Here is a 19,371-nt window from a genome sequence, read left to right on the forward strand (position 1 = left end):
CAATGCTGACGGATACAGTGACAGTGTCGGCCGCCGGGGCCGTGACGGGGCCCGCGGGTGTGATTGAAAACGCTCCGTTACAGGACAAAAACACCTTTCACGTGAAGGCGCAGTCCCGTTGGTTCGGCTTTTTTAAGACGGCCGAAGACCTGAAAGCCCTTTTTGCGGACACGCGGTTTAAGGACGTGCCGAAATTTGTGCTCGGGGGCGGCTCCAACCTTTTGCTGACCGACAACTATCCGGGCCTCATGCTGCAAAGTGCCGACGGGAGCGCTGAAGTCGTCGACGAAAACGACGGCTACTGGTTTGTCCGCGTGGGGGCCGGCGCCGACTGGACGCGGTTTGTGGATATGACGCTTGAAGCGGGCATGCAGGGGCTGGAAAACCTCGCGCTCATTCCGGGGACTGCAGGGGGCGCCGTTGTGCAGAATATCGGTGCCTACGGTCTTGAGATCGCTGAGCGCGTGAGTGACGTTGAGTGCTTTGACCCGGCAACCGGGGAGCCCCTTACGCTCACGGCTGACGATTGTGACTACGGCTACCGCACGAGTGTCTTTAAAACGAAGCGGCCGGATCTCATCGTTCTTTCGGTGACATTGGCGCTTCCTAAAACCTTCGAGCCGCGGACGGCTTATAAGGAACTGGCGGCAGTCTTTGGCGAGCGGGTGCCTGCGGATGCCAACGAACTTGCCGAAGCCGTAAAGTCCGTGCGCCGCAAAAAACTGCCGGATCCCAAGGAGCTCGGTAACGCGGGGAGCTTTTTTAAAAACCCGGTTGTCACCAAGGTCAAGATGGTGCATCTTCTGGAGGACGACCCGACGCTGGTGGCTTACCCCTTGGCAGGCGGTCGCGCAAAGCTCGCCGCAGGGCGTTTGATTGATGCCTGCGGGATGAAGGGTAAGCGCGTCGGGGATGCCGGTGTTTCTGAAAACCATTCCCTGGTGCTTGTGAATTACGGCGGCGCCTCAGGGGCCGACATCCTGGAACTTGCCCGCAAGGTCCGTCAGGCGGTTAAGCGCCGCTACGGGGTGGAACTCACGCCGGAACCCGTCTTTTTGCCGGCCGCGGACCTGTAACGGCTGTTTGCAAAAGCTCGGGTTTGTCCCTAGAAAATTGAGGACGCCGACCCCACATGGACCTGTGAGAATCATTCTCAACGCGGGAGGCACAAACTGTGTCTCCCACCAGGTTTTGTCGGGAGGTTTCTTTGTTATGACAGTTTCGACGGCAGAGACAGCAAAAAAGCCGGGGCGCACCGCCTCGGACGCCTGCTACAGTCTCGGGGAAGAGATTGCTAACGCGGTCACGCACGGCGTGGCGGCGCTTTTATCCATTGCCGGACTCTGTGTGCTGGTGGCGTTTGCCGCCAACTACTCGGGGTCGGCCAAAGTCGTGACGGCCGTGAGTATCTTCGGCGCGAGCATGGTGCTTCTTTACACGGCTTCAACGCTTTATCACGCCATTCCCAACATCAACGCCAAACGGGTGCTGCAGATCCTTGATCATTCGATGATCTATGTGCTCATTGCCGGTTCTTATACGCCCTTTTGCCTCATTACGCTCAAAGGTTGGGTGGGCATTGCCCTTTGTATCGCCGTCTGGACGATTGCGGTGGTGGGGGTGAGCCTGCAGAAGATCCTTTTAAAGCGCAGCGACTGGATTAACTGCGTGCTTTACCTCGCAATGGGGTGGCTCGTGGTGCTTGCGTTTGATCCGCTCGTGACGGCGCTCCCCGAAGGCGGCCTGTGGCTTTTGGTCGCAGGCGGCATTGCCTACAGCGTGGGCGTCATTTTCTACATCTGGGAAAAACTCCCCTACGGACATGCGATCTGGCACGTCTTCGTGTTTTTGGGCACGGCCCTGCAGTTTTTCTCCGTTCTGCTGTACGTCATTCCGGGGGTACTCGATACAGGAGCGGCGTAACCGATGATGCGGGATTGGCGGGCTTCGGACTACGCGGTTTTTACTGAAGCCTTTGACAGTGTCTGGGGTTACGAGGTCAGCAATGATCCCGAAAATCCGTCGCGCCGCATCACGGCGGAAGTCTATGTCGCGGGCGCTCTGATGCGCTCGGACTTCATCAAAGTCGCAGAGACTGAAGACGGAAAACCGGGCGTACTTTTGTGCGCCGCGTTTTCAGACTTTCCTCTGCCGCCCGCAAGCCTCACGGCTCAGGCGCAGGCTTGGGCTTCCGTCATTCAGACCGGGGAAGAGGCGCTTTCAAAGACCCGGGAAGGCCGCGCGGAACTGGTGTTTGACGAACGGCTTAACGCAATGAACGACCGCTTTAAGACGCGGCTTGAGGAAAGAGGGCTTGCCGCTCAGGCTGAGCTCGTTTTTCTCATTGCGCACCCGGAGGGGCGCGGGCAGGGCCTGGCAAGCGAGGCGCTTGCGGCGTTTGATGAAGAATGTGTGAGGCGCCGCGTTAAGCGCGCGGTTCTTTTTACGGACAACCACTGTGAGCGCAGGCCTTATCTGAAAAAAGGCTGGGTGCAGGAAGAAACCGAAGTCTGGCCCGAAAGCGAATACGGGCCGAACTTCGTCTCTTTTGCCTTTGTTAAGCGCTACGGCTGAGACTTAAAGGGCATTGAGGCGGGCCAGGCCACCAGATCATCATGATCCATGATTTCGGCTGCCTGCGGACCCACGCGGGCGGAATTCACGGCGTAGTTGAGTTTGGCGTAAAGCGCTGTGATCTCGTGCTCCATCACGCCTTCGGCTTTGCGGGGATCCTCTTCAATGAGGTTGATGGCGTGCGCGAGCTCTTCGGCCGCATCGTTTAACGTCAGAAGCAGCCATTCGGTATCAATTTTTCCGTTCTGCGTCATTTGGCGGCATCCTTTTCAAACGGATTAAGCGTAAGTTCCATAAAGACGCAATCAAGGGGCCGGCCGAACTTAATGCCGCAGTTATGCATCGTGCCGATCATGGAAAAGCCGAGCTTGGTGTGAAGCCCGATCGAAGGCTTGTTTTCGCTGTCACCGATGACGCTGACCATCTGTTTGTATCCGAGGTCGCGGCAGCGGTTGATGAGTTCAGCGAGAAGCGCGGATCCGACTCCGAGGTCCCGTGCGGCCTGTGCCACATAGATGGAATCCTCGACCGTGGTGTCATAGGCCTTTCTTTCACGGAAAGGTCCCGCATAGGCGTAGCCCAGAACGACGGAAGGCTTATCCTCGCGCACCGCCACGATGTAAGGGGAGTGCCGCTCGGCAATGTGGTGAAAGCGCCGCTTCATTTCCTCAACGGTCGGGGCTTCAAGTTCAAAGCTTCCCGTGCCGTGCAGCACGTGATAACCGTAAATAGCCGTGATCTGTTCCACATCGGCTTCCGTGGCCGTGCGGATGGTAAAAGCCCTGCTCACAGGTGCCTCCCGAAATGCTCGAAGATAACTGAAGGCCGTAATGTAGCGCAGTGCCCGTTTTTTCGCTTTCGAAATGTTGCTTTTCCGGCCTTTCGGTTAACGGACTGAGGCTCTTTGTGTGCAGTCTTTGCTGCCGAAGCTGCCGTTGGTTTCGACCCGGGCAAAATGACCGTGCATTGTCATAGGAGTAGGTCATGCAGAAAAAACTTTGGGCATTGGCGGCTGCCGTGTCGGCTCTCGCCGTAACTGCCGGTTGCAGCACACAGACGCAGACGGCAGAGGAATCAGAGGTCGTTGCAGACAACGGCCGCGGGTGTCTCATAATCGTGGCGGATCATCCTTACAGTTTTAAGGACTGGCGGTTTGACGAAACCGCACAGGCACTGGCTCACGCCTCGGGCTGCTTTATTTCCATTGAAGACCGTGAGGTCTATGCCCAGAAGATTTCCCCGGTTGAAGGCCGCATGAGTATCCGTGACGCGGTCGCGCAGGCTCTGAAGGGCACAGCCTTTGAAATCAAGGAGGCCACAAACGATCACAGAATTTCCCGCAGGAAGCCCGGGGCTTGAGCCCCGGGAGGAATGCGGGCTTTCGAAATTTTTTAATCTTGGCCCAAACGCAGCCAAACCATGCACATAGTTTTCGCTTAAGGTATATTCAGCCGCTATGAAATCGCGCACACCGTCCTTTGTCATCGAGNGCACGCTCTCTAAAATTTCACGTACAGAATCACTAACACTTTGATCTTTCATCATTTTTAATCTCTTCAAAAATTGCTGTAACGTTACAGCGTAACGTTATTGTTACGACTCGGGACGATTGTCCTTGGTTAAAAGCCCCTTGTTCAGGGCCTGACGGCGATGCTCCCTCAATCGATAGCTGCTTCCCGTGATGGTTAACGCTGTGCTGTGGTGCAGAAGATGATCGAGGATCGTCGCGGCCACCGCTTCGTCGGCAAAGATGAGCCTCCATTCCGAGGGCGGTCGATTACTCGTGATGACCACGCTCTTCTTCTCGTAACGGCGGTTGATCAACTGAAACAGAAGATGTGCTGCCGACGGCGAGAACGGCAGGTAGCCAATCTCATCGATGATGATCACCTGGGGCTTGTTGATTTCCCGCAGCTTCGCTTCCAACGTATCTTCTCTTGACGCCTTCTCAAGCGTGGCGAGCAAATTGGCCGCCGTGTAAAAACGCACGGACCGACCGCTCTCAATGGCCTTGTAGCCAAGCCCGATCGCCAGATGCGTCTTACCCACACCAGGAACGCCGAAGAAGGCGACATTCTCGCCGGCGTCAATCCACTCCAAGCTGGCCAGTTCACGGATAGTCCCGGGGTTGATAGACGGCTGCGCCGTCAGATCGAAATCTTCCAGCTTCTTGATCGTCGGCAGATGCGCCGACTGCAGCAACTGCTTGAAGCGATTGCATTCACGCTGTTGCACTTCCTTGCCGAAGGCGTACTCGATAGCCTGACGGGGCGTCATTTTGGCCTGCGCAATATTCTCGAGAACTTCGGTCATGTGGTCGCGCAGATAGGGTAGACGCAAACGATCGGCCAGAGAGCAGAGCCTCTCATCAGATTCACGGCTCATCACTCTTGCTCCTTGGGCTCGGCCCAGCCGATGCTGTCGTCATAGGCACGCGTATCGGCGCTGAGCGCGCTGCGGTGCTCACTGTAAGCTTGCCACTGAGGATCCTCGGCAAGCTTGTCCCGACTCTTGTCGTAGGCCTCCTTCTCGATCTCACCGTTTGACAGATTTTGAGCTTGAGGGTTAAATACATCGGCGGTCTTATCGAGTGTGGCTACCATAACACCCCCTTGCAACACAGAAATCGTTGACTCGTCGATCTGAATCTGCACCTTCATTCCGACAAGATGTTGGGGGACTCGGTAGTACTTGTTGTCAACACGGATAAGACCGTCGTTGTTGCCGACCTTGCGAGTCTCCACGTAGGTGTGGATCATCGGCGGCTTACTGAGCGCACGCATTTTGGGGAGCTCGATTTGCCACCTCTGGGCAGGAGTCCGAGGACCGTCAAACACCGTCGAGAGCTTGCGCTCGTCGGAAGATCGGCACCAAGCCTCAAGCCACAGGTTCCAATCCTCGATGGTGGGTTTGTTGACGCCGGCCAGATTGCCTTTGAGATACTTCACCCCCGATTCCACTTTTCCCTTGCTGCGAGGCTTACACACGGCGGTCGCAATCGGCTTGAGACCGTAGTAGGTGCAGAACTGGTAGAAGCGCTCGGTAAAGCGTTCGACCGCCGTCTTGGCATAGTGGTCGCGAACCAGACTGGAAGCGTTGTCGCACACGATGCAGTAAGGCAGACCGCCGAAGTAGCGGAAGGCCGACTCAAGCCCGTCCAGCCAGGCAGTCTGGGTCTCAGACGGATAGGCATTGGCAAACAATCGGCGTGAGTAACCGAGCTTGCAAACAAAAAAGTGCAGGCGTGTCATCTTCCCGCCCAACCGAACAACCTTCTCGCCGAAGTCGATCTGCAACTGCTGTGCTGGAGCAGTCTCGTAGCGACCGTGAATAGCCTGCTGCTGCAGGCAAGCTCGGGCAGCCTCACGAAACGGCTTGCAAAACCGCTCAAGCGTTCTCAGGGGGATGTCAACGCCGTAAGTCTCACGCAACAAACTCTGCAGTGGTGGACAGCGGCTCTCGCACGTGTAGAAGCTGTTTNACCGCCAGGCGCAAACCCGCCGTTGCCTGCACGGCGAAGTGATTAACCAGGTGTTCGGCCGGGCCGGCACCGTCATTGTGGAGAAGAACTCATACAAAGCATTTCAGAGAGCCGGATACGGCAAGAGTTTGGGCAAAAGCGGTATTGCAGGATTGATAACCCGGATGACAAGTAAGGCTGAAAGCGCCGGCTGTTGTGTGGTGGAAGTCAGTCCCCGCAAAACTGCGCCCGAGTCAGCACGATCCCGAAACGGGAACGTACCGTAAGAAGGCTCTTTGGGAGAGAAGTCATCAGTTGGGAGATACGGGCTGGTACATGGACCGCGACCTTGCGGCCGCCATGAACCTGTATTTTGCGGATCCCGCCACTGACAGCTACGATCTGAAGGCTGAGCAATCAGCGCTTGCGAGGCACAAACAAGTCTCAGGGAACGCCGGATCGATANGCACTGGAGACCTACTTCTCCGATGCACGCCAGCTCTTCAATGCTGTTCTTGGAACGGCAAAGAAACGCGTGCGCGCCATGAAAAGCACTGAAGCATGGAAGCTGACGGCCGCGATGCCCAAGGGCAAAGACCGCAACAAGCGGTTTAAGGAAATTCAGAAGTCCGCCCTCCTTTCCGAGTATGCCCTGCATGATGTCGTGAAAGAGCACCGAGCCAAGGGCGGCTTTACAAAGCGCATCGGCATCAACGAAGCGCAGAAAATTGCCACACGTGTCTGGCAGGGCATTGAGCGCTGGCTGCTTCATCAGGGAGGTCAGCCGCGGTTTAAGAGTGCTAAACGGGGCTTGCACAGCGTTGAGGGAAAATCAAACAAAACAGGGTTGCGTTGGAAGGACAAGACGTGGACGCTCGAGGTTCTGGATCTGGTGATAAAGGCTGAAGCGCCGGATGCCTGGCAGAAAGAAGCTCTTCTTTCAGCAACAGATCCGTCCGGTTTTAAGCGTGTCAAATACTGCCGTCTTCTCTGGCGGATGATCCGCGGCCGTATGCGCTACTTTGTTCAGCTCATTGTCGAAGGCGTACCGCCCGTCAAGCACGTTTATGCTCCCAAGGATCTCAAGGTGGCTGTTGACCCGGGCCCGAGGACCATGACTTTTTACAGCCCCGAGTGGCAGCAGAAGATTTTGGTGAGCGCGGGCACTGTCTCTCAGGAAAAGGAGATTGCGCGTCTTTTACGTGCCATGGACCGCTCCCGCAGAGACACGAATCGGGAGTGCTACAACGCGGACGGCACCGTTAAAGCCGCCGGAAAAAAGATTGTCTGGAAGGAATCCAAGACCTATAAGGCAACAAAGGCAAAACTTGCGGATCTGTACCGCCGCCAGGCGCAAACCCGCCGTTGCCTGCACGGCGAAGTGATTAACCAGGTGTTCGGCNTCCTGTGGTGCAGGGGACGCCCGGGCAGACAAGGCATCAAAACCATTGGCTGTTACGGGAAAGTCTGCACCGTGTCAGGAAACCCCGCGCTTTCAAGCGCGGGTTGTTTAGATCGTTGTGGGCCGCAAAAAGTAAACCTGCGATTTGTTCTTAAAGGGAAGAGGGGCTTTTTCGGCAGGGTGCCGGGAAGCGCCTTTGTCGGCGGATTCTCTCTGATTGAAAGTTTTTTACTCAGATCGCACTAATTGGCGGGAAATTGGTGCAAAATGCAGTCATTATCCGCAAGCGGCCGCCCTCGGGCCGTTTCTGAAGATTCCAGAGAGAAAAATGACAACTCCCCACCCGCAGCGTCCTGTGATGACGCCCAGGCAAAAGCGCCGGCAGCTGATTCTGGCTGTCTGCTATCTCATCGCAATCGTTTTGGGTATCGTCAACGGCCTTTACGGCTCGGCCTTCTGGCAGGCCGCAGGCGACTTTATTTCCACCGTTTTCATCCGGCTTTTCCGCTTCATCGCGGTGCCCATCATTGCCGTGTCGATTATTTCGACGCTGGCGATGATCAGTCGCTCCAGCGAATCGGGACGGATCTTCCGGCACACGATTTTCTACACGCTTCTGACGACGATTCTCGCTGCGGGCCTTGCGGCGGTTTTGTACGTGCTTTTTTCACCCGCCAACGTCACGCTTGACGCCAATGTCGGTCAGGCGGCAGCCTTAGACAGCGTCAAGACGCAAAGTTACCTGCAGTACGTGCAGTCGGTGATTCCGGATAACTTCCTCGCGCCCTTTCTTTCCGCCAATGTTCTCTCGGTACTGCTGATTTCCGCTGCGGTCGGTATTGCGATTGCAAAATTGCCCAAGGACAGCCGACAGCAGGAAGTGCTGATGAGCTTTTTCTCGGGGCTTCAGTCGGTTCTCTTTACGCTTGTGGGATGGATCATCACGGTGTTGCCGATCGGGATCTTCGGGTTCTTTACGGTGCTGGCGATGCAGCTGGCCTCGGGCGTTGCCTTGGGCGGTCTCGGCACGTACTTTGTGACGGTCCTTGCCGCCAACTTCATTCAGATGCTTGTGGTGCTGCCGCTGTTGCTTTTAATGCGCGGCATCAATCCCCTTCGGGTCGCCAAAGGTATGTTCCCGGCGCTCACGGTCGCTTTCTTTTCGAAGTCCTCTGCGGGGACGCTGCCCGTCACGATGGCGTGCGCCGAAAATAATCTCGGCGTGCACACTTCAGTCTCACGCTTTGTGCTGCCGATCTGCACCACGATCAACATGAACGGCTGCGCGGCCTTTATCCTCATCACGGTGGTTTACCTCATGCAAAACGCGGGCGCCGAGGTGAGTTTCGGGATGCTTGCTGCCTGGATCGTGATTTCAACGATTGCGGCTGTGGGTAACGCGGGCGTGCCGATGGGGTGCTTTTTCCTCTCGGCAAGCCTACTGGCAAGCATGAATGTGCCGATTCTCCTGATGGGCGTGATTCTGCCTTTTTACGCCGTGATTGACGCGATTGAAACGACTCTGAACGTCTGGAGCGACAGTAACGTCGCAACGCTCGTGAACCACGACCTCTACGGTGACGCGCCGCAAAAAGAGCAGGCGCAGGTTTAAGTCCGTGTGCCGGCAGCACTTTCTTCGAGCGCCTGCCGGGCGCAGACTGTCACGAGGCTTACGGCCCTTGCGGCATCCGTAAAGGGCCGGCCGTTCTGAAGGCGCCGGTGCATAACCAGTCGCTTCAGGAAGCCGGCTGATTGCTACAATCGCTGGATTCCTCCTTATTTTCGGACGCCCGAGCCATGTCATCTTCCAGTACCGGCGAACTTTTTGTCGTGACCAATTTCGGCGAAAGCCATGGACCTGCAATCGGCTGTGTGATTGACGGCTGTCCTCCGGCCATGGAACTTACCGCTGAAGACATTCAGAAGGAACTTGACCGGCGCAAGCCAGGACAGAGCCGCCACGTGACGCAGCGTAAGGAAAGCGACACGGTGGAAATTCTCTCCGGTGTCTACGAAGGTAAAACCACGGGTACGCCGATTGCCCTTTTAATCCGCAACGAAGATCAGAGAAGCCGCGATTACGGCGACATTGCGCATCAGTTCCGGCCGGCGCACGCCGACTGGGGTTACTGGGCCAAGTTCGGCATCCGCGACCCCAGAGGCGGCGGCAGGGCTTCAGCGCGTCTGACGGCGCCCACGGTTGCCGCAGGTGCCGTTGCCAAGAAGTGGCTCAAGGATAATCTCGGCATTACGGTGCGGGCCAGACTCACAAAGCTCGGTGCCACCGACGTTCTTTTTGAAGACTGGTCGCTGATTGATGCCAATCCCTTTTTTGCTGCCAACGCGTCTCAGATTGAGGCGCTTGAAGCGCAGATGGACGCCGTGCGTAAGTCCGGAGACAGTATCGGCGCAGAACTTATGGTGGAAGCTACGGGGGTGCCTGCCGGTTTCGGCAATCCCGTTTACGGCCGGCTTGACGCAAAGCTTGCCGCGGCACTAATGGGGGTGAATGCCGTTAAGGGCGTGGAGATCGGTGAGGGGTTCGCGGCCGCGGGCCTTACCGGTACCACAAACGCCGACTGCATGACGCGTGAGGGCTTTACCTCCAACCATGCGGGCGGCATTTTGGGCGGCATTTCCACTTCGGCGCCCATTACGGCACGCGTGGCGATTAAACCGACGCCGAGCGTGCGGCTCCCGTTAAAAAGCCTTGATGAAGCCGGTAACGAAGTCGAAGTCGTGACAAAAGGCCGTCATGACCCTTGTGTGGGGTTGAGAGCCGCACCGGTTCTGGAAGCAGTTGTTGCGTTGGTACTCATGGACGCAGCACTTTTGCAGCGCGCACAGGTCGGAAACTTCGGGATGACCTACGGCGAAAAGGCTTAAGGCGCCTTGCGGCCGCGGGTCCGCATCACTTTTTCCGGTTAAGAAAAAGCCGGCAGATTGCTTAAACAGTCTGCCGGCTTTTGCCGTTATCGCAAGCGGGCTTTAGGCCATGTACTTCGGATCGGTGTGAACCTGCTCGAGGTGCTCCTCAACCACGGCTTCAACCACGGGGCGCGGACGGCCCGGGTACTTCACCGCAACGTAGGAGTAGGGCTCGGCAAGGCTTGCATCGGTCTGGACCTGGGTAAGGCCGGCCTTGGCGAGGTTTTCCTCGAGCCCTTGGCTGATGTCGTGCGCGGCGGGCGCGGGTTCGCCTGCCGCGGGTGCTGCAGCCTCAGCGGCTTCGGTCCTCACTTCCTCAGCCTTTGTTTCGGCGGCGGGAGCCTGCGTTTCAACCTGGTTCAGCACTTCGGTCTTGACGGTTTCCCGGGCTTCGGCGGCAGCAGGCGCTTCAGTAGCGGGCGCGTCCGACATTACCTGCACGCCTTCGGAGGTCTTGGTGGGACGGCGGCGACGGCGGGGACGACGGCGGCGGCTGTCGCTTTCGATCATCTGCTCACTGTCACCTTCCGGCGCATCCGTGGCGGCCGTCTCACTGTCTTCGGCGTCAGCGGGTTTGAGACCCACTTCCGCGTCAAGCGCATTCATGACGTCAGCGGGGAGCACGGGCGAAGGACCGTGGCGGTCAGCGTGACGCGCCTCGGTGAAGGCGGCATTGATGTCGTCAACATCGGCCACGGGCTCTGCGGCAGGCGTTTCAGGAAGCGCTTCCGGTGCCTGAACCGGCGTGTCTTCGGCAGCTGCCTGCACCTTGCGGCTCTGGCGGCGCGGACGCGGCGTACGGGCCGGTTTTTCTTCCGCGGCGGCTGCTTCAGCAGAAGCAGCCGGTGTTTCGGGTGTAACAGCTGCCGGTGCAGGCTCAGAAGCAGCAGCTGCGGGCACCACGGCCGGCGTCTGTTCTGCGGTATCCGTCGGTTCCTCACGGCGCGGACGGCGCGTGCGGCGGCTGCGGCGTTCTTCCGTCACGGCGTCACGGGCGGCATCGTCAGCGGCACCCTGCGTGGTTTCCGCGGGCTTTTGCGCCTCACGGCTCTGCAGGGCCTGACGGGCCTGATCGTCACGGCGGCGGTCGTTGCGGCGGCCGCGGATGGTGCGGGCCTCGTCACTTTTTTCAGAGCGTTCGTCCTTGTCCTGACGGCGGTCGGTGCGTTCAGCACGTTCCCCGCGTCCCTGACGACGCTCCTGCGTGCGGCCGCGGCGGTTGCGGTCGTCACGGCGCCCCTTCTTTTCAGCCGGTTTCTTTTCTTCTTCCTTCTTTTCTTCGGACTTGCCGCCGAAAATGGAGGAAATTGCGGAAACGATGGAGGCAAAGAACCCCTTTTCTTCGGTCTTTGCCGCCTCCGGCGCCTTTTCGTGCACAGGCGCCACATCCGTGGGAAGGATGTTCTTGATAACCGGCACCTGACGCGGACGTGCGGGCTTGTCCTCATCAGACTTCAGGGCATACGGGTCGTCGGCAACGGTCGTGAGGTCTTCGGCGCGGTTGTAGCTTGCCACCGAATCTTCAAGTCGTTCGTCGTCGGTTCTCAGGCGCTCAATGTGGTAGTGCGGCGTTTCAAGCATCGTGTTGGGGATGAGCACCACGGGCACACGGTAGCGGGCTTCAAGCTTGCTCACCTCTGCACGTTTTTCGTTTAAGAGGTAGGTGGCGACATCAACGGGCACCTGAGCGTGCAGCGCCCCCGTGCCTTCTTTCGTGGCCTCCTCCTGCAGAATCCGGAGAACCTGCAGTGCGCAGCTTTCGGTGTCGCGGATGACGCCCACGCCGTTGCAGCGCGGGCAGGTGATGTGGTGGCCTTCGGAAAGAGACGGTCTCAGTCTCTGGCGGGAAAGCTCCATCAGACCGAACCGGCTGATGCGGCCGATCTGCACGCGGGCACGGTCCGGACGGATCGCATCACGCAGGCACTGCTCGATTTCGCGCTGGTTCTTGGGGTCTTCCATGTCGATGAAGTCGATCACGATAAGGCCGCCTAAGTCTCTGAGGCGCATCTGGCGGGCGACTTCTTCAGCCGCTTCCAGGTTCGTCTTCAGAGCTGTTTCTTCAATGTCGGAACCGCGTGTGGCGCGGGCGGAGTTGACGTCCACGGCAACGAGAGCTTCGGTGTGGTCGATCACGATGGCGCCGCCCGAGGGCAGGGGCACCGTACGGGAGTAAGCCGTTTCGATCTGATGCTCAATCTGGAAACGCGAGAAAAGGGGCGTTTCTTCACGGTAGCGCTTCACGCGCCCCACCATGTCGGGCATCACGTGCGCCATGAACTGGCGCGCCTGATCGTAGATTTCGTCGGTATCAACGAGGATTTCGCCGATATCGGGCTGGAAGTAGTCGCGGATTGCGCGGATGACGAGGTTGCTTTCCTCAACGATGAGGAAGGGGGCGGGGTTGGCGCGCTTTAAGGGCTTGCCGTCCTTGACGCTTTCGGTGATGTAGTGCGTCACCGTGCGGCCTTTTTCCGTGGTCACCCATTCATACTGGGGCGTGGCGGCTTCGCTAATCGCGCTCCAGAGTTTCAGAAGGTAATTGAGGTCCCACTGCAGTTCTTCCACAGTGCGGCCGATGCCTGCCGTGCGGGCGATCGTGCTCATGCCTGCGGGCAGATCAAGCTGCTCCATGGCAGCACGAAGTTCCTGACGCTCTTCGCCCTCAATGCGGCGGCTCACACCGCCTCCGCGCGGGTTGTTGGGCATCAGGACCAGATAGCGGCCCGCAAGGCTGATAAAGGTCGTAAGTGCCGCGCCCTTGTTGCCGCGCTCTTCTTTTTCGACCTGAACGATGAGCTCCTGCCCTTCGGTGAGGGCTTCACGGATCGTGGCCGTGCGAACATCCACGCCTTCCTTAAAGTAGCTGCGGGAAACTTCCTTAAAGGGGAGGAACCCGTGGCGTTCTTCGCCGTAGTCAACGAAGCAGGCTTCAAGCGAGGGCTCGATGCGGGTAATGATGCCTTTGTAGATGTTGGATTTACGCTGTTCGCGGCCTGCGCTTTCGATGTCGATGTCGATTAACTTCTGGCCGTCCACAATCCCGACGCGGGTTTCCTCGGCGTGGGTTGCGTTAAATAGCATGCGCTTCAATTTCATTCTCCCGGGCCGCCACTGACGCGGGCGGCGTGTTGTCGCCTTGCGCACGAAAGCGCAGCAACTCAGAGCCCGTCAGACGATAAATGTCTGACCGGGTACTCACACGCTGCCGGGGAATTTTGAATCGGGTAAGAACGCACGCCGTGCGGCAGCTCTCGCTTCAGAGAGGCTGCAGACGACAGTCAGGGAAATGAGGGGATGAAGGCGCAGGCCTTCCGTCCGGACGCATTAGCCGCAGTGAGTCTGTCTGTGTCGAGCCCCTCGTTAAACCGAGGCAGCTCCTTGGGGAGAGCACGCTGTCAAAGTACATCCGCAGCTGCGGCCAAAGGCGCGCAAGGGGCCTGAAAACCCCGGCTGCGGCAGCTCGATCCCTCACAGGAACAGAGGCTAAAACGGTGATCATTTCTGTGTCGGACGGGGTGCGCGCAAAGCCCGGGCGTTCTTCCCTTGGAAGAAGTCCGAGAGCAGCAAGCGCGAAAAGAATCCACTCTTTGGCCGACACGTTCTTACTCAAAACAAAACCCGGCAGAGCGTGCGTGAGATGCGCACAAACCGCCGCAAGGAGTCCGGACGGGTTCCGCTGCCGCGCTGTGCGTTTCCGGGCAGACGCCTGAGGATCCCTTCTTCCGGACGCGTCAGCTCAAGCCTGATTCTTCATCAGGCGAGCCGAACAGAGCCGGAATCGGGCCGGTACAGGGTGCCGGCAGTAACGCGCAGCGGCCGGACAACGGGCCGCCGAACGGTCAAAAAAACTGTTACAGGCTCCGCAGAAACTGCGACTTGCCGCAACGCCGTGCGGCAGTATCGGTCCCCGTGCGGAGTTGCCGAAAACGCAAAAAATCGGCTTTTTCGGCTCCGGTGGCTCGGCTAAAATGGCCGGACACCTTCGAAAATCCGCTTCCGGACGCGCCGCAATAAGTCCGTCAGACAGTGTGCTGACCGATTTTTCACGGCGTCGCCAACGGACGCAGGCGACAGTATATAGAGTTCAACCGATGATTTCCCGACAAGATGCTGAGGTTTTGACGGCAAAAAAGACCGCGCAGCGCGAGACCGTAAAGGCTGCGGCCGCGCAGTCGCTTTCCTGCGACGCCGTGCGCTTTATTGAGATTGATGCGTCCGCCGAAGGCCAAAGGCTCGACAATTTTCTGCTCAAAATCGCCAAGGGCGTTCCCAAAAGCCATATTTACCGTGTGATCCGCTCGGGCGAAGTACGGCTCAACAAAGGCCGTACCGATGAAAAAGCGCGTCTTGCCTTAGGCGACATCGTTCGGGTGCCGCCCCTTAAAACCGCGCAGAGAACCGGTGGCGTCAAAACCGCGCCCGTTATCCGGGAGGCCGAGCTTCCGGTACTTTTTGAGGACGAACATCTTCTTGTCGTCAACAAACCCTCGGGGCTTGCCGCCCACGGGGGCTCGGGCGTGGCCTTCGGTCTCATTGAGCGGCTGAGGGCAAGCCGCCCGGCGGCGCCTTTTCTGGAACTCGCGCACCGGCTCGACCGCGACACCTCGGGGGCTCTGATCGTCTGCAAGACCCGCAAAGCACTGGTGCGGCTTCATGAAATGCAGCGCGAAGGCAAGGTTGAAAAACATTACCGGCTTCTCGTGCAGGGCGACTGGGTCAACGACCGGCAGCATGTAAAGGCACCGCTCGCGCGTTACGTTCTGCCGAGCGGCGAGCGGCGCGTGAAGGTTGATGAGGTCGAGGGGCTTTCTGCCCACACGATTTTCACGCTGATTGAACGTTTCGGGGACGTGTCGTTTCTTGATGCGGAACTGAAAACCGGACGCACGCACCAGATCCGCGTTCATGCGTTAAGTACCGGTCATCCGCTCGTGGGCGACGATAAGTACGGCGATTATGCATTTAATGACGCCGTGAAAAAGGGAAGTCTCGGCGTACGGTTTGCGAGGCTTTTCCTGCACGCCATGCGCCTGCAGTTTATCCATCCCGTCACCGCAAGCCCGGTAACAATCACCGCACCGCTTCCTGCGGAATGTGAAGCACTTTTGGCTGCGTTGAGAGCCCGCGGCCGCGTAAAGGACGCAAAATGACAGCAAAAGAACGCCGCTGGGACCTTTTTGTCTGGGACTGGGACGGCACGATCATGGATACGACGGGGCTTATTGCCCTGGGGCTGCAGCAGGCTGTTGAAAAGCTCGGTCTCACACCGGTGACCTTTGAAAAGGCAAAGTCCACCATCGGTCTCGGATTTTTCGAAACGATGCAGGTGATCTGCCCGGAGTTGCCCGAGAAAGACTGGGGACGCTTTCAGCAGGCTTATAAGGACTGGTACCTTGTGCGCGAAGCCGATGTCCTTCTGTTTCCTCATCTTTCTGAACTTCTGACCGGAATGCACGAAAACGGCCTCAGAATGGCCGTGGCAACCGGCAAAAGCCGCGCGGGACTCGACCGGGTCTTTAAAAAGACCGGGATCGGCAGCCTTTTTGAAGCCACACGCACGGCCGATGAGTGCGCCTCCAAACCTGCTCCTGATATGCTCGAGGAACTCTCAATCGAGACGGGCGTTCCCTGTGAACGGATGGTCATGATCGGTGATACCGGCTTTGATCTGCTGATGGCGAAAAAGGCGCACTGTGATGTGGTGGGCGTCACCTACGGCGCCGGAAGCCGGAAGGACCTGATGCAGGTGCCGTCGCTGGGATTGGCCGACAATGTCGATGAACTCGCCAAGATTCTTGGAGTTGACGACATTTTGACGGAAAAGCTCCTTAAAAAGCATCAAAAGTCGGAAAACTGAGACGAAAAACAAGTCTTCTGACGAAAAAACAGAAGACAGACGGAGATTGATATGGGAAAGAAAATTCTGATTGTGGACGCCGGCTGCACCAACTATGGTAAGGGCGGCACGCTCTCGCACGCCTTTGCGGCACTTGCCAAAGAAACGCTTGAGGGTCTAGGGCACACGGTGGACGTGACCACGGTGGACCGGGAGTTTGACCCGCAGGCGGAGGCTGAAAAGATCGCCGCCGCAGACTCGGTGATCTTCCAGGTGCCGGGCTGGTGGATGTACATTCCGTGGCAGCTTAAGAAGTATCAGGACCTCGTCTTCGCGAATCCCAAGCTTTGCGGCGGAGACGGGCGGCATCGCGACGATCCTGAAGCGAAGTACGGTACGGGCGGCTTCTTAAAAGAGAAGACCTATCTGCTGAGCACGACATGGAACGCGCCGCTTGAAGCCTTTGAGGATCCGAAGCAGTTCTTTGAAGGCCGGGGCCTTGACGGGCTCTTTATGCCTTTCCACAAAACGATGGCTTTCATCGGGATGCAGAAACTCCCGTCCTTTATGGTGAACGACGTCTTCAAGCATCCCACGATCGAAGCGGATATGGAACGCTTTAAGGCGCATCTTAAGACCGTTTACGGCGCTTAACCCGGGTGCGGCTCAGCTTAACGCCTGAACAATATCTTCAAGTGTCCAAAGCTCGACGGGCACGTCCTGGTTCTTGGCGTCAAGCACCAGTGCTGGCGCGAAGCCGGATTTTGAAAAGAGGTAATACGCAGAGGGCCGGATGCCGAGGTGTTCGGCTTTTTGTACCAACTTGTAGAAGTCTCCTGTCGTCATTGGTGAATTGCGGTATTTGCATTCGCCCAGTAGCATTCCATTGCCGTTGATTTCTGCAGCGGCGATATCAATTTCCGTGTTGTCTTTTGTGAATAAGCGACCAACGCGGTTACATAAAAAAGGAAGCTTCCCTTTGGCGTTGAGCCGCATCAACAGTTCACGGCAAATTGCCTCAAAGGGAAACGAGCAAATTTCATTCAGGTGATCGACGATATGTTTCTGCCAAACCTGGGTACCTGCACCGTAGTTGATTAACTCTTCATTCGGGAGAACGCAGCTGAACCAAAAGGCAATGAAATTGTCCGTCAGACGGATCAGACCACGCTGGATATTGGCTGTTTCTTTGATGCCGGTATTAATGCTGTACTCTTTTTGGATGAATCCCATGTCCGTCAGAATTTCCAGATACCTGTTGATTGACGTCGGAGCGATACCGGCTTTAGCGGCGATCTCATTGGGTTTGGAGGCGCCTAAGGCCACGACTTTAAGGATCTGAAGGTAGTTAAAGGGTTCCCTGCATTCCTGCTGAAGTGTCTGCAGCGGCAACTCAGAAAGCGGTGCATAGGACGTCAATGTATTGGCTATGACGTTATCGCCCAAAGGGACGGCATCATTGAAGTAGCTCAGAGACAGAGGAGATCCTCCGGCTATTGCATATGTTGCAACTTTGTCTGCGGGCGAGTATCCGGGAACGAACTTCTGGGCATCCGCAAAGGGCATCGGATCTACGCGCAGTACTCTTGTCGCCCTGCCATACAGTGGACTTTTTTCAGCGAGAATTTCCTTTTCAATAAAGGACATGGCGCTGCCGCACAGAATGATCATGACATTGCTGTTTTGCAGCACGTGATCCCATGTGTGCTGCAGGATTGAGGCAAGCGCTGGATTTTGCTGGAGTATGTATGGAAATTCGTCAATGATCAGTAGCTTTTTGCCCTTTTCCGGTATGCGGGAAAATTGCTCAAAAGCGACTTTCCAGGAAGCAAAAGTGTCGACAACGTCTCCTCCCGGGGCTCCGGCATTTATCACGGCGCGGCTGAAGTCCCTCAGTTGTACTTCGTCTCTCTCTGTAGAGCTAAAAAATAAAATTCCTTTTTTGTCAGAGGCAAATTTTCGAAGCAACCAAGTTTTTCCCAATCTTCGGCGGCCATAGATGACTACCAGCTCAGAATGTTCGGATTGGTAGGCTGTTTCTAATGCCTGAAGTTCATTTTTTCGCCCGATAAAACGAGGAGGTGGTGAGATAATCATTTTCGAGATAATAATTATTTAAATAATTATTCTTTAGATAATATTTTAGAACTGCTATTATCTTTTGGATAATTTTACTGCATTTTTGCCTGTGGGCTACAGCTTGTAAAACACTTTTGCAACTACCGTCGAAATTTGTGTACGACCTGCGATACACTGCGAAAACCCGACGGCGGGGCCGGTCTCCGCCCAAAACAACAATTTACCGAGAGGTCTTCATGCGTTTTATTCAAGCTGCCGTCATTGCTGCCGCTGCCGCCGTTGCTGCGGCCGGTGCCCACGCCGAATTCAAGGACTTTACCGTCAACGGTCAGGTGATCTCCAAAGATATCCAGGAGCGCCAGGCGCAGCAGGTGATTGCCGGCAGCCACACCCCTGACGTAAAGCCCAATGAGCATCTCGAGGGCCAGGTGCGGGATTGGCTGATCCGCGTGACGGCCGTGGCGCAGTACGCAAAGAAAAACGGTCTTGACAAGGATAAGGACGTAAAGGCCGATCTGCAGACCACGGCCGACTACGTCCTTTACAACGCCGCGATGGCTGACTGGATGAAGAAAAACCCGGTCACCGAAAAGGAAATGCGTGCGGTCTACGAAAAGGACAAGGCCTTCTGGGGCAATACCGAATACAACATCCGTCACATCATGGTTAAGACGGAAAAAGAAGCGCAGGACATTCTTGCGCAGCTTAAAAAGGGCGGTGACTTTAAGACGCTTGCCGATAAGTATTCGATTGACGAAGACACGGCGGCGATCGGGGGTGACCTCGGCTGGCAGTCTCCGTCGGTCTTTACCGAAGACTTCCGCAGCGTGATCACAAAACTGAAGAAAGGTGAAACGGCCGATAAGCCCCTGAAGTCGGCGGGCGGCTGGCACATCATCCGTGTTGAAGGCACGCGTAAGGCTGAGCTTTTCCCGAAGTTTGAGGAAAAGAAGGCTGAAATTGAGCAGGTGCTGATGCAGCAAAAGCTCAATCAGTTTGTGGAAGACGTGGTGAAAAGCGCAAAGATTAAGTAACGACTGATCGAAACAACAAAAAAGCGGCGGAGGAACGTAAAAAGTCCGGCGCCGC

Annotated in this window: 17 protein-coding genes; 11 read left to right on the forward strand and 6 right to left on the reverse strand. The window is 57.0% G+C overall.

The window, feature by feature from the left end; genetic code table 11:
* Positions 1–2: 2 nt before the first annotated feature.
* From murB to BQ7486_RS10470, 3 genes are all read left to right on the forward strand, one after another.
* Positions 3–1,076 (forward strand): UDP-N-acetylmuramate dehydrogenase, encoded by a 1,074-nt coding sequence (gene murB / locus BQ7486_RS10460; protein WP_084765905.1) that lies wholly within the window; start codon positions 3–5, stop codon positions 1,074–1,076.
* A gap of 136 nt (positions 1,077–1,212) precedes the next feature.
* Positions 1,213–1,923, forward strand: a complete 711-nt coding sequence (gene trhA, locus BQ7486_RS10465; RefSeq protein ID WP_074009955.1) for a PAQR family membrane homeostasis protein TrhA — start codon at positions 1,213–1,215, stop codon at positions 1,921–1,923.
* 3 nt (positions 1,924–1,926) lie between these two features.
* A complete protein-coding gene (locus tag BQ7486_RS10470; protein ID WP_074009956.1) occupies positions 1,927–2,574 on the forward strand; it encodes a GNAT family N-acetyltransferase in 648 nt (215 codons plus the stop codon).
* Here the strand turns inward: BQ7486_RS10470 and BQ7486_RS10475 are convergent.
* A complete protein-coding gene (locus tag BQ7486_RS10475; RefSeq protein ID WP_022373184.1) occupies positions 2,565–2,828 on the reverse strand; it encodes a hypothetical protein in 264 nt (87 codons plus the stop codon). The genes BQ7486_RS10470 and BQ7486_RS10475 overlap by 10 nt on opposite strands.
* Complete coding sequence (locus BQ7486_RS10480; RefSeq protein ID WP_074009957.1) at positions 2,825–3,364, reverse strand: GNAT family N-acetyltransferase; 540 nt, start codon at positions 3,362–3,364, stop codon at positions 2,825–2,827. The genes BQ7486_RS10475 and BQ7486_RS10480 overlap by 4 nt, the downstream gene beginning before the upstream one ends.
* A 194-nt stretch (positions 3,365–3,558) precedes the next feature.
* Here BQ7486_RS10480 and BQ7486_RS10485 point away from each other — a divergent pair, with 194 nt between their 5' ends.
* The gene (locus tag BQ7486_RS10485; protein ID WP_074009958.1) at positions 3,559–3,933 is read left to right on the forward strand and encodes an STN domain-containing protein; all 375 of its coding nucleotides are present in this window, start codon (positions 3,559–3,561) and stop codon (positions 3,931–3,933) included.
* Positions 3,934–4,167: 234 nt separating this feature from the next.
* Here the strand turns inward: BQ7486_RS10485 and istB are convergent, their stop codons facing one another.
* Positions 4,168–4,959 (reverse strand): IS21-like element helper ATPase IstB, encoded by a 792-nt coding sequence (istB, locus tag BQ7486_RS10490; protein ID WP_074008582.1) that lies wholly within the window; start codon positions 4,957–4,959, stop codon positions 4,168–4,170.
* On the reverse strand, positions 4,959–6,005 hold the full coding sequence (gene istA, locus BQ7486_RS10495) for an IS21 family transposase (protein WP_162272263.1): 1,047 nt from the start codon (positions 6,003–6,005) through the stop codon (positions 4,959–4,961). The genes istB and istA overlap by 1 nt, the downstream gene beginning before the upstream one ends.
* An 88-nt stretch (positions 6,006–6,093) precedes the next feature.
* Between istA and BQ7486_RS11805 the strand changes: the two genes are divergently transcribed.
* The 3 genes from BQ7486_RS11805 (at position 6,094) to aroC (ending at position 10,322) form a co-directional block, all read left to right on the forward strand.
* Entirely contained in the window at positions 6,094–6,321 is a 228-nt protein-coding gene (locus BQ7486_RS11805; RefSeq protein ID WP_162272264.1) for a hypothetical protein, read from the forward strand.
* 1,443 nt (positions 6,322–7,764) lie between these two features.
* On the forward strand, positions 7,765–9,048 hold the full coding sequence (locus BQ7486_RS10505) for a dicarboxylate/amino acid:cation symporter (protein ID WP_074009961.1): 1,284 nt from the start codon (positions 7,765–7,767) through the stop codon (positions 9,046–9,048).
* 185 nt (positions 9,049–9,233) lie between these two features.
* Positions 9,234–10,322, forward strand: a complete 1,089-nt coding sequence (gene aroC, locus BQ7486_RS10510) for a chorismate synthase (RefSeq protein ID WP_074009962.1) — start codon at positions 9,234–9,236, stop codon at positions 10,320–10,322.
* A gap of 102 nt (positions 10,323–10,424) precedes the next feature.
* Here the strand turns inward: aroC and BQ7486_RS10515 are convergent, their stop codons facing one another.
* Positions 10,425–13,457 carry an Rne/Rng family ribonuclease gene (locus BQ7486_RS10515; protein ID WP_074010144.1) on the reverse strand — a complete coding sequence of 1,011 codons (3,033 nt, stop codon included), beginning with the start codon at positions 13,455–13,457 and terminating at the stop codon, positions 10,425–10,427.
* 1,001 nt (positions 13,458–14,458) lie between these two features.
* Here BQ7486_RS10515 and BQ7486_RS10525 point away from each other — a divergent pair.
* Genes BQ7486_RS10525 through BQ7486_RS10535 form a run of 3 tightly spaced genes read left to right on the forward strand, consistent with a single transcriptional unit; the run spans position 14,459 to position 16,857 of the window.
* Positions 14,459–15,517: an RluA family pseudouridine synthase gene (locus BQ7486_RS10525; RefSeq protein ID WP_084765909.1), complete on the forward strand. Its 1,059-nt coding sequence runs from the start codon at positions 14,459–14,461 to the stop codon at positions 15,515–15,517.
* The gene (locus tag BQ7486_RS10530) at positions 15,514–16,224 is read left to right on the forward strand and encodes an HAD family hydrolase (RefSeq protein ID WP_074009965.1); all 711 of its coding nucleotides are present in this window, start codon (positions 15,514–15,516) and stop codon (positions 16,222–16,224) included. Before BQ7486_RS10525 ends, BQ7486_RS10530 begins: the two co-directional genes overlap by 4 nt.
* 51 nt (positions 16,225–16,275) lie before the next feature.
* On the forward strand, positions 16,276–16,857 hold the full coding sequence (locus BQ7486_RS10535; protein WP_074009966.1) for an NAD(P)H-dependent oxidoreductase: 582 nt from the start codon (positions 16,276–16,278) through the stop codon (positions 16,855–16,857).
* Positions 16,858–16,869: 12 nt separating this feature from the next.
* On the opposite strand, the gene BQ7486_RS10540 is transcribed toward BQ7486_RS10535, so the two are convergent.
* Positions 16,870–18,300, reverse strand: coding sequence for an ATP-binding protein (locus tag BQ7486_RS10540; protein ID WP_074009967.1), 1,431 nt, complete (start codon positions 18,298–18,300; stop codon positions 16,870–16,872).
* 218 nt (positions 18,301–18,518) lie between these two features.
* Here BQ7486_RS10540 and BQ7486_RS12420 point away from each other — a divergent pair, with 218 nt between their 5' ends.
* The gene (locus tag BQ7486_RS12420) at positions 18,519–19,316 is read left to right on the forward strand and encodes a peptidylprolyl isomerase (RefSeq protein ID WP_074009968.1); all 798 of its coding nucleotides are present in this window, start codon (positions 18,519–18,521) and stop codon (positions 19,314–19,316) included.
* Positions 19,317–19,371 lie beyond the last annotated feature (55 nt).

Source organism: Duodenibacillus massiliensis (genome assembly GCF_900128485.1).
Taxonomy (GTDB): domain Bacteria; phylum Pseudomonadota; class Gammaproteobacteria; order Burkholderiales; family Burkholderiaceae_F; genus Duodenibacillus; species Duodenibacillus massiliensis.

What these genes read in the sequence shown, in the direction of transcription:
- BQ7486_RS10505 (WP_074009961.1), top strand. Translation starts at nt 7,765, where the DNA reads ATGACAACTCCCCACCCGCAGCGTCCTGTGATGACGCCCAGGCAAAAG.
- istB (WP_074008582.1), bottom strand. Translation starts at nt 4,959, where the DNA reads ATGAGCCGTGAATCTGATGAGAGGCTCTGCTCTCTGGCCGATCGTTTG.
- BQ7486_RS10525 (WP_084765909.1), top strand. Translation starts at nt 14,459, where the DNA reads ATGATTTCCCGACAAGATGCTGAGGTTTTGACGGCAAAAAAGACCGCG.
- BQ7486_RS10470 (WP_074009956.1), top strand. Translation starts at nt 1,927, where the DNA reads ATGATGCGGGATTGGCGGGCTTCGGACTACGCGGTTTTTACTGAAGCC.
- BQ7486_RS10540 (WP_074009967.1), bottom strand. Translation starts at nt 18,300, where the DNA reads ATGATTATCTCACCACCTCCTCGTTTTATCGGGCGAAAAAATGAACTT.
- BQ7486_RS10475 (WP_022373184.1), bottom strand. Translation starts at nt 2,828, where the DNA reads ATGACGCAGAACGGAAAAATTGATACCGAATGGCTGCTTCTGACGTTA.
- BQ7486_RS12420 (WP_074009968.1), top strand. Translation starts at nt 18,519, where the DNA reads ATGCGTTTTATTCAAGCTGCCGTCATTGCTGCCGCTGCCGCCGTTGCT.
- aroC (WP_074009962.1), top strand. Translation starts at nt 9,234, where the DNA reads ATGTCATCTTCCAGTACCGGCGAACTTTTTGTCGTGACCAATTTCGGC.
- BQ7486_RS10535 (WP_074009966.1), top strand. Translation starts at nt 16,276, where the DNA reads ATGGGAAAGAAAATTCTGATTGTGGACGCCGGCTGCACCAACTATGGT.
- trhA (WP_074009955.1), top strand. Translation starts at nt 1,213, where the DNA reads ATGACAGTTTCGACGGCAGAGACAGCAAAAAAGCCGGGGCGCACCGCC.
- murB (WP_084765905.1), top strand. Translation starts at nt 3, where the DNA reads ATGCTGACGGATACAGTGACAGTGTCGGCCGCCGGGGCCGTGACGGGG.
- BQ7486_RS10530 (WP_074009965.1), top strand. Translation starts at nt 15,514, where the DNA reads ATGACAGCAAAAGAACGCCGCTGGGACCTTTTTGTCTGGGACTGGGAC.
- BQ7486_RS10485 (WP_074009958.1), top strand. Translation starts at nt 3,559, where the DNA reads ATGCAGAAAAAACTTTGGGCATTGGCGGCTGCCGTGTCGGCTCTCGCC.